Origin of the sequence: Rhodococcus sp. D-46, assembly GCF_011290655.1 — a bacterium.
Taxonomy (GTDB): domain Bacteria; phylum Actinomycetota; class Actinomycetes; order Mycobacteriales; family Mycobacteriaceae; genus Rhodococcus_F; species Rhodococcus_F qingshengii.
This window is the reverse complement of record NZ_JAANTF010000017.1, coordinates 34248-44180: the sequence shown is the minus strand read 5'-3', so window position 1 is coordinate 44180 and position 9933 is coordinate 34248. Positions and strand designations below refer to the sequence as shown.

Annotated in this window: 6 protein-coding genes; 3 read left to right on the top strand and 3 right to left on the bottom strand. The window is 60.4% G+C overall.

Going from position 1 to position 9933, the window contains the following annotated elements; all coding sequences use genetic code 11:
- Positions 1-128 precede the first annotated feature (128 nt).
- The 3 genes from G9U53_RS31850 to G9U53_RS31840 form a co-directional block, all read right to left on the bottom strand.
- The gene (locus G9U53_RS31850) at positions 129-1619 is read right to left on the bottom strand and encodes a hypothetical protein (protein WP_165639917.1); all 1491 of its coding nucleotides are present in this window, start codon (positions 1617-1619) and stop codon (positions 129-131) included.
- A 421-nt stretch (positions 1620-2040) separates the two neighbouring features.
- A complete protein-coding gene (locus tag G9U53_RS31845; RefSeq protein WP_165639916.1) occupies positions 2041-3873 on the bottom strand; it encodes a hypothetical protein in 1833 nt (610 codons plus the stop codon).
- Positions 3874-4194: 321 nt separating this feature from the next.
- Positions 4195-4743 (bottom strand): hypothetical protein, encoded by a 549-nt coding sequence (locus tag G9U53_RS31840; RefSeq protein ID WP_047269201.1) that lies wholly within the window; start codon positions 4741-4743, stop codon positions 4195-4197.
- Between the two features lie 268 nt (positions 4744-5011).
- Between G9U53_RS31840 and G9U53_RS31835 the strand changes: the two genes are divergently transcribed.
- The 3 genes from G9U53_RS31835 to G9U53_RS31825 all read left to right on the top strand — a co-directional run bounded on the left by G9U53_RS31835 (position 5012) and on the right by G9U53_RS31825 (position 9906).
- Positions 5012-5590 carry a hypothetical protein gene (locus G9U53_RS31835; RefSeq protein WP_165639915.1) on the top strand — a complete coding sequence of 193 codons (579 nt, stop codon included), beginning with the start codon at positions 5012-5014 and terminating at the stop codon, positions 5588-5590.
- A 184-nt stretch (positions 5591-5774) separates the two neighbouring features.
- Positions 5775-7490, top strand: a complete 1716-nt coding sequence (locus G9U53_RS34295) for a TraM recognition domain-containing protein (RefSeq protein ID WP_165639914.1) — start codon at positions 5775-5777, stop codon at positions 7488-7490.
- A gap of 763 nt (positions 7491-8253) precedes the next feature.
- Positions 8254-9906: a conjugal transfer protein gene (locus tag G9U53_RS31825; RefSeq protein WP_165639913.1), complete on the top strand. Its 1653-nt coding sequence runs from the start codon at positions 8254-8256 to the stop codon at positions 9904-9906.
- The last annotated feature ends 27 nt before the right edge of the window (positions 9907-9933 follow it).

Here is a 9933-nt window from a genome sequence, read left to right as displayed (position 1 = left end):
CCGCGCCGACAGGTCCGTGCGCGGCAGGGCAACATCCAGTGAAACTGTCATACCCACACTATAGACAAGCGTGGCCTTCTGTCACAAGTGGCGACTTGTCTATCGATCAACGTGTCCGGTCAGTACACCTAGTTGCCGAATCCACTGATCAGATTGACGGCGAAATCGTAGGCATTATTCGCTGCTGTCGTGGCGATTTCGGAGAACTGTTCCAGCGCTGCATCCTGCAGTTCCCCCTTGACGTAATCGAGTGCCTGATCCCGCGCCACGAGGACCGCCGCACCGGAATAGGTACAGCGCGCTAGGTCTTGGAAAAGTAGTTCCAAGTTCCGCTCGTGACCTCCGCTTTCGGCGTGAAGATGGTCGAGATGCCCGTCCCGTATTCCCCTGGCATACAGTCGCGCAGCGGTGACGGCGTCTGCGATTCGGCTGGATTCGGTTGCGGTGGCCAACGGCAGTCGATTGGCGAATAGACCACCGAGGTAGGGAATCGTTGCACGTTCATGAGGTGTTGCGCTTGGCATGTCGTCTGGTGCCGAACGGTAGCCGGTGAGTTCCAGCGCGCGGGGGAGATGGTCGTCGACGTACTGTGCGGCACGAACCCAGTCAGTGTCGACGATCCGAATCATTTCCGACTCCAAGAACACGAACATGACGAAATAGTGAGGATCATCGATTAACCCGATAGAGATCGAGTCGAGTGCTTCAGCGAACAGCGGCCGATCTTTCAAAGTGAGTGCTGTGCTTGCGGCCCAGTATCGCATTGAGTATTTCGGGATTGCGGAATGCCGCTCTGCCATGCGGGCAGACTTCATAAACGCCGCATGAGCTTGCAGATGACGCCCAGCTCCGTGCAAATAGCTTGCCTCTGCGACGTAGCATTTTTCTGCCGCAGCGAAGTTGTCATTCGCCTCGAATAGCTTTCCGGCACGGTCGAACACGTCCGATGGTTCGATGCGCGGGGGATCTGAAACGACATTCGTCAAGAGACCTGCACCGAGGCTGTACAAGTATGGCGCGATCTGCAAATCAACTGGTTGAGAATCAGTCGAGGACGTCGTCGCTGGCCGAGCCAGATTTTCGATTTCTCGCGCGTACAGGACTGCTGTGTGCGCAGCCGCCACAATCTGATCGCCGCCTTGAGCATCGATCATCTCTCGCTCTGCGAGACGCAACAATTCCGATCCGCGCTCATACTGACCCGTTGCGAAAGCGATCGCGCTATTGGCTGCAACTTGGCGGGGCACGTACGCCACCTTCGGAACTGGTGTGCGCCGCATCAAGTAGATCGACACAGCATGTGCTCTTGAAGCCTCATCGAATCGACCTAGGTAAGTCGCACTTCGAGCTATTTCAACCCAGTTGCTGATTGCGTCGTAGTCGTTGGCCGGCGGATCTGCGAGCAGTACTGCGGCCATTCGGTAGCGAAAATTAAGCGAGTCTGCGACTCTGCCTTCCGCATAGACTTGCTCGATCCGAGCTTGAAGTCCACCAGCTGAATCAGTCTCTGCAGGTGTCGGACTCACACACGAATGGACATACGAGTTCAGATCGAACGGTCCATGAAACGGATCGCCGGGCGTACTTGGCCACAAGAATGGGCCTGTCTCTGTGCTCATTTGTTATCTCCCATGGACAGCTGCAGGCCTACACCGCTCGTTGAGTGGCTGAGTTTAACGGCCGTCGCAACCTCATCGGTGAGCTTTCGCCAAGTCGCCTAACCGATTCTTTACCCGGCTGAAGCGTCGGCGATGAGGCTAAGGGGGATTCGGCCGGCTAGACAGCAGCGGCCGTGCGACGCTGCTGTCGGCGTCCGCCTTTGCCGTCTGAACGGCGGCGTGCAGGTATCCGGTTCGCTCGCCGGCGTAAGGCTAGTTCGTGTTGTAGTCGCTCGTCCGACAGTTTTCCTGGGCCGTAGATTTTTGATCCGTTCGCGGTTGTGATCGTTGATGCCATCTTGTCTCTCCTTTCGATTTCTCTGTGTCTGCCCAACAGTACGAAGTCATGTTCGGGCCCGCGGCACTCATCCGCTGGTGGGTCTTACGGTGTGCTCGTAGTTGTGTGTGTCGAGGCCTTCGCGCCTTGTGTTTCTACAGCCGCGACTCGGCGCATTGCGGCTGACCAATCGCAGTGCCCGCCGCTGTAGGTCGGGAAGCGCCCGTACAGGTCTCGCACCGGAGAGGACGGTTTCGCCGTCGCTGGTGCTGCGCGCCATTCGATCTCGCTGCACCACCACGCCCAGACTTTCGACTCGCGGCGATACCTGGTCTGTCTACGTTCGAGCATCCCTGCGACACCCAGATAGCCTGCGACACCTGCATACACGCGCTCGCGGTTCACCGCCTGCCCGCGATGGATCAGACGATTCGCCGTCAGCACGGTCAGAACTCCCTCAAACACATCGATCGAAACGCCCGTCGTGTGTCGGAGCCGAGCCCGAGACAATTCCGGGGCAACGCTCAGGGTCCAGTGGACCATCGCGGCTACAGGTCCGAGCTTGTGGTGTTGCCAGACATCACGACCCAAGTGATTGAGGTATGCCCGGGACCGCTCGAGAGCGTGTTCCGGAGCAAGGGGCAGGGGGTGGGTAACCTTGTGTCCGACCTTCTGGACTGCAGGTATGACTAACCGGTATGCGGCGGCCTTCGGGCCTGAATGTGGACGGGTTCTTACGAGCCAGCCGGCATCTATGAGCTCCCAGACGGTGGCGGCGAGGATAGTTTTGGTGGTGGCGGCCGCGATTGCCCAGCGGCGTACGTCGAGTTCGAAGTCGTCGGTGCTGTCAGCTCGGTACATGAGGTCTGCGATCACTGCGAGTGCTGCCCAGCGGCGGAAGCCTTGTGCAGATCCACGGAAGAATGGCGTGTTCTCGGCGGTCGCCAGCGCGGCACGGACGTGTTTGCGTGCATGACTGAGGACGTCGGCCTTGGGAGTAGCTGGTGCGGCTGCTACAGCGTTCAGGGCGCGCTCCCACTGGTGTGCGATGTGATCGTGGGGGGTCTTCCGTGTTCTGCGGCCGCCATGTCCGGCGCCGCCAGATTCAGTGCGAAGGTGTTCGAGGCCGGGGAGTTGGTCGGTGAGCGCAGCAGCGGTGATGTCGTCGAGGGACCAGTGTGCGTGCGCGGCGGACAACATGATGGACCACGAGATTCGGGACGTGTCGGCGGATGCGGACGGGGCGGTGTGTGCGAGAGCCCGAATGTGTTCGGGGAGTGGTCGTGTGGTGCCGGGGATCATTCCGCGGGTGCAGTCGATTGTCCGCAGCCGTTTCGTCAAGGTGACGGAATCGCAATGGCGGTCTGTACGCGTGGAAGCTGGGATGGTGCCGCCCGCCCATGCGGTGAGGTTGTCGACGACGCTGGGGTCAGCGCCGGTGTCGGCCCATGCAAGTGCGTCGGCGGCGTTTCGGCCGGCAGTTCTCAGTGGCTGTGATGGCGCGCCGTAGCGGTGGGGTGATCCAGGTGCGCGCGCGCAACCGGATGTGGGGTTGAGGAGGCCGGAGGCGTCGAAGGTGTCTTTGTACTTCTGCGTGAACGCCGCTGCGAGTGAACGAACTTGTGTGGCAGTGACGGTCTCGGCGAGTCGGATCCACAGGTGCCGACTGTGGCGGCCGCCGGAGGCGCAGAGTAGGTGCGGGGTGTCGAGTTGGTGTAGTCGACGACTGACTTGTTCGGCGGCTCTGCGTGCAGCGCCGGGCTGGTTACCTTGCCTGTCGTCGAAGTCGAGGCACAGCAGCCGGAAGCGGCCGCGCGAGTCTGCGAGGTAGAGAGCCCACGGCACCTCCGGTGCCTGGGAAGGCATCCGGGTGGGGGCGTAGGTGTGTTCGCCGGCGGTGTCGACGCGGATGGTGAGGCGCGGCGACCAGCTGCGCACCGTGTCGAAAACGGTAGTAGCGAATGTGCAGTTGTCGGGGTCGGTAGGTGTGACCGACCCGCCCGAATTGGGCAGGGAAGTGGACGCACACCGGGGCGTGCTTGTACCCTGGACATCACGTAGCAAGTGAGTCCCTTCTGGTGGGAGGGACACCATGTCGGATCACCGAGCTCCAACTCGGCCGACCTAACTCGAATACTCGAAACCCCGTTCCTGCAAGAGCGGGGTTTCGTGCATGTCAGGGTGTGTTTTTGCCCTGAGATGCTTGATTCTGTGGTGCCCTAATATTGAGTTATTGGGGCGCCGTCATCGGCGCAGAGACTAGATAGCCAGCGCCAATACCCCCTGCTCTTCGAGACGGCGGGGAATCGAACTCTCACTCAGCATCTTGCGTGCGAGCTTCGGGTCGAGTGCGAGTTCGTACATGTCGGCGAGCGCACCGGTGAAGGCATCGCCCTCGCAGTTGCGTACGCCGATGGTCAGGAGCGTCGAGAACACGAGCATCATCGGGATCTTCCCGTGAGGGGAGAGCGCGGAGCGGATTTCTCGGGCGCGGGTTTCGACGGGGGTCGGAGCGCGGCCTGTGATGCTGGTGATGGCGTCATGGGCGCTCGGGTCGAACTGCACCTGGCCGTCGACAGTGGTGCGTGTCAGCGGTAGCAGTTCCCTGAAGACTTCGTCGAACTGGTCGATGTGTCGGGTGCCGATGAGCAGCATGGTGCCCACGACGTCACCGAACGGGGTCTTGGTGTTGTCGGCGATGGATCGGATCGACGAATCGACATCCGCGCGGACGCGGGTGGCAATAAACTGCCGGTCGCCCTTGGACGGTCGTCCGCGGCTACCGGCCGCGCTGCAATTTGCAGGCATGGCACGCCTCTCAGATGGTGGTTTCATCTCCGATGTCGGTGACTTTACATCACTGCCGACACCTTTCGGATAAGGCTATGGGTTGATTTCCGCTGCGGGCTGCAGCGACACACCATTATCTGAAAATGGTTCGTGAGAGTGCGGCACGAATTGCCCGGCCCCTCAACACAGGCGGACCAGCAGCGATGCGAATCCGCCAGGCACCGGAACCCCTCGTGGAATGATCGCGAAATCGGAGACACACCGCATTCGGGAGGTTCGCAAATTCATGGGTAAAACGATTGGCGCGGACAGTGATCGAGAGTCGGGGTCGAGTTCGAACGCACAGTCACGGTTGTTTGCAGCGGTGCTGGCCCTCGCAGCTCTCGCCGCGGTTCCCGGCGTTGTCGTGGCAATCGTGTTCGCAGTCTTGGCATTCGAGATCCGGCGTGTACGAGTCAAGATGTGGACGATATGGGCGGCGGTGACCTCCATCATCGGCATCGCCGCCGCTGGTTTCTCCCTGACTACCTGGTTGTACTGGTCGACGTCCTTCACCACCCGGATCTGGCTCCACAGGCCGGCCGCAAATCTACCGCCAGACAGTTCAGGGTTACTCGGTTGGTCGCGGGCAAATGCTGACATGAGCATCCTGCACGTCATCTGGACCCAGTTGTGGTTCGGCGTGCCAGTAGGTTTCGCGCTCGCCGCCGTCTTGATCGTGCTGTTCCGTAGCCGCCCACGCGCGCTAAGAGGCCGAATCGAAGGCGCGGAGCACTCCAACATGCGGCCCGTGGGGATCCTCGATCGTCGGCGCCGTGACATCGAACGAAACAAAGTTGCCTCCGGGCACTACCTGAGGGGCTGATATGTGGAAATCTCGCTTAGGGCCGGTTGTCGCAGTTGGCCTCGGACGGTACGGGCAGCCAGTACTTCGCCCCCTCAATAGTTTTAAGAACGCCACGCTTATCGTCGGCGGATCCCGCACGGGTAAGACCCGACTGGCGTCGTCGATCAGCGACCAGCAAGTTCGGACTTTTGGCGGTGGTTCGGTGACGATCGACTACAAAGGCGACGACGCGGTCGTAAAGGAGAAGGCCCGGCTCGCACAGCAGGAGGGCCGATCGTTCCTTCATTTCTCCCTGCTTCCACCCAATGGCAGCGGCGAGTACCCGCAACTGCATCCCTATGCGCCGCCAGTCCCCGCACGCTATGACGGATTGGCGCGAGGAAATGGGAAGTCCAAAGCCGAGATGTTTCTCAAATCCGTACCGCGAGACGGTGACGCCGCCGCCTACCTGAGGTCAGCGCAGGAGGTCAGCGAATTAGCTTGGAACATAGCAGCATTGACTGGTTTCGACAGGACTGTTGGCCAAGACGGCAAGACCCGCATCTCTTCGCTGGAAGTGCTGACGAAGATGCTGTCGACGGCGACCGACGGGGAGTTGGAGCGGCAAGCACAGGCACTCAGCGTCGGCACGGTGCTCAAGTACTACCCGCACCTGTCCGAACGTGATGCGGAGGTTCGGATCGACTCGCTTCGCGGACGGGTGCAGGCGGTCAGCGCGGAGTTGAAGAAATCAGGCAGCATTGTCGCGAAAGCCGTCTCTTCCACTCGCGAACTGGCCTCCACTTACGTCAATTCCTCGGCGTTCTATCCCGGAACCTTCGGCACCGGTCGAGCGCCTGCCGGTCAAATCGACCTGATTCGTGCGATTCTGCGCGGTGAAATCGTAGTTTTCAGTTTGCCCGCGCAGATCTATCCGGATTTCGCCGCCATGATGGGAACGATGATCCTGCTTGATCTGCAGAATGCGGTGGCGACCCTACGAGGTCGGCAGGCTGCGGTAGCCGCATTCCTCGGTGTACCTCTTGGCGGTGCCGACAGCACCCCGTGGCCACCGTTCGTCGTACAGATCGAAGAACTCGGCTCAGCAGCGAATCAAGCATCAGCGGAGGCCCTGATCAACCTGATCAACAAGAGCGCCGACGTCGGCATTCGTGTTGTCGTATCCACCCAGTCCCTGTCGGACATCCGCACGATCGATGATGGGAAGGGAGTGTGGTTGCAACGACTGTTGGGGCTGATCGCCAACCTGTTTGTACTGCAGATCGGAAGTCGCGACGATGACGAGGAGGTATCCGACTTCTCAGGGTCCGTCACCAAGCAGTACGCAACGAACGAGACATCAGTGTCGAACAATCGCTTTCGTTTGTTCACTGGGGCATCGGAATCGAAGAAGGTGCGTGGCGCCGAGCAACAGGAGAATCGCATCCCGGTCGGCACCGCACAAGCCTTGGACCGAGACCAGCGGGAAATGCTGTTCGTGACCAAAGATCCGAAACTGCAGTCCGTGCACACCACCGCGCCGGAAGGCCCGAACAACTGGTACGAGGTGCTGGAGATGGTGACAGTCCTGGAAGCAGCCCATGGCTACAACCCATTCGACGCTGATCCCGAAGTGATCCAACAGATGCGTGACGCTGCCCGCGAACTTGGCGCAGGGCTCAACGCCGAACTGGCAAAGCCGGATTCGCTTCTCTATCAGATCGTCGACAATTCCGATGCGAAGGTGGATGTAACACCGAAGGCCGCACCGACACCGTTCACGGCGGACGTTTCCGCTATTGGTGAGCCGCCACCGGAAGATCTCTACGCCGACCCTTACGATGCCGGCGCCACCTTTGACGTCTACGAAGATGTGCCACCCGCGCCCGACCCCGCTGGATGGGATGCCCTGATCGCATCTGACCCGCGAGATCGCTGACCTCGCGTTCTTTACCGAGTAGGGCCCGGGCCTTCGACGCTGGGCCCTACTGATCTCATACCATTCACGATTTCTCCGCCGGAAAGTCCTGCGCACCAGCAGTTGCGAGGATCGCCGTCTTTCCATGAGGCGTTGCCCGCTCAGTCTCACGTCTTCCGAAGCAATCCGGTCACTCCAGCGACAAGGATCGCGGTGAATATCCAGGAGGAAATCCGTAGGACCGGAAACCGCCAGGTCACGAGGACTGACGCCTGTGAGCTCGTTGTCCAATCAGGTCGCCAGTTCGAGTTCGATGCCGGAATGACGTTTGTCAGTGCAAAATTCACAGGATTGAAGCACGGGTAGTCCGGGTAGTTGGCGCAGTTCTCGTTTGCCGTGATCACATGCGGAAGTTCACTCCCTGGGTTGATCGCGTCGTATGCGCTTGCTTCAGCCCGCGCGTCCGCCGGGTTCGTCGGAACGAAATCTGCGCGGTTGAAGAATACGAGCGCGATGCCGAGAACGAGCGCGAAGAGAAGCCACGCCGGATCACCTCAAGCGCAGGCAGTCTGCCTCCTGCAGACAAGAACCGCAGGTCAAGGAATTCGGAATCGCGTGTTACCCGCAGCCGTCCCATCTGCATGAGGGATGGCAGTTACAAAATCCGGCGATGACCGGAACACCGTCCTCTATCGTTTCCAGCATCGGAGTTGCATCACAGACAGAGGGCTCAAATTCATGCCTTTACCTGCAGTGATGCCTCATCATGACGGAAGGGGCGAGTGTGTCGCAAGACGCCGAACTGGATGGCCGGCTCGCGGTTGTTCTGCCAGACGGGTTCAATCCCGCACGCGACGACAAGCGGATCCCGGTGCGTCGTATCTACGGCATGTACAACCCCGCACGAGATTCCATTCGGGCCAGTGTCGACCAGCTGCTCGGGAGAAGCCCTGAACCAGTTTCGCAGGATGAGATGCACCGACCGAGTATGGAGAAGGACCATGCCAGCGTTGTGGCACCCGTGCTCGAATCTGCAATCGCACCAAACCCGAACTGGGACTACGACGGTGACGAGTGCGTCTACAAGTGGATGCTCAATCACCGCGACGGAGTGTTCGTAGCGTCCGACGAGGCAGGAAACGAACTGCAGGACTCGGCCGGCAAACGAATCTTCGTCGACGACCTTGGCCGTCAGGTATCTGACCCGGATGCCGACACCGCTGTGGACAGCGCTGCCACCGGAGAGAACGCCGACAAGACCCCCACGAAGAAGCGCTGGTTCGGTAGGGGCTCCTCGCTGCTACCTCGAAGCAAAGGGAAAACAGACGAAATACCTGATCTGTACGACCAACACGGAGTTCAGCTCGTCGACTTCGACATCGCCAAAGTCGGCAAGTCCGGTGTCCTCGGAAGTCGATACCGCGGCCGGAAAGCTTTGGCACTCAGCAGCTCAGCCCTCGCGTTCGTTGCGGTTGTCGGTTTGATCATCGGTGTCACCGTCGGGCGTTCAGCGGTGCCGGCCGAAGGCGCAATCTCGCCCTCCGATGCTGCCGCATATCGACTCACCACCTTCCCCACCAACGCGGCGACAGCATTTGCACAGCAATACCTCACAGTGTGCTTGACCCACGGCGACGTCGAAGCTGTGAAAAAGCGAGAACAACTCCTAAAAGCGATGTCAACGCCGGGAACCGCACCCGGATGTGGATGGACATCAGGCGGCCTGCAGCAAGAACCCACCATGATCGCGTGGGACGGGACCGTAACTCCCATCACGGAATTCGCCACCGGTGAGGCCGCCTACCTGGGATTCATCGTTTCAATGGCGGATGGCCAATACCAAACCATGTCCGTTCCAGTCTGGGTGAAATCCGGCAAGACCGGCAACGACTTACGGATAGTCGGCGACGTCGGGGTGTCCGCCCCGATGCGCCTGGAAAACCCACCACCGGCGAAGGCGAAGCTGACCGAGGATATGCAACTCGCAGGCCAGGTGAAGGACTCTTTGTTGGCTCCGTTCTTCTCCGCATGGGGTGCCTCGAACGCCGGGCAGCTCAATCTCGTCCTCGCAGATACGGCCGGGCCGCGAGCACGAACCGGTCTGGGTGGTGTCGTGACGAAGCCGCAGATCGAGAAGGTGACGGTGAGATCACCGCGCGCCACCAACACCGCGTCGAATCAAGCGATCGTCTACCAAGACGGGGACATCGCAGTCGCCGAGGTCCGAGTCACATGGAATGTTCCAGCATCTGAGTCGATGCAGGCCAGTGGATACCGCGTCGACGTCGTCCGAAACTCGGGCAAGTGGCTAGTCACCGACATTCGCGCGGGTCTTGTCGACCGTGAGGGCGCAGCGAGTAGTGGATCCGGCCTGGGATCGGCGACCGATCTCGTGCCCGGCGCTGCCTCGACCCGAGGATCCAACGACGGCGAATAGGCCGGTCGTACAAACACTTCCGGTAGA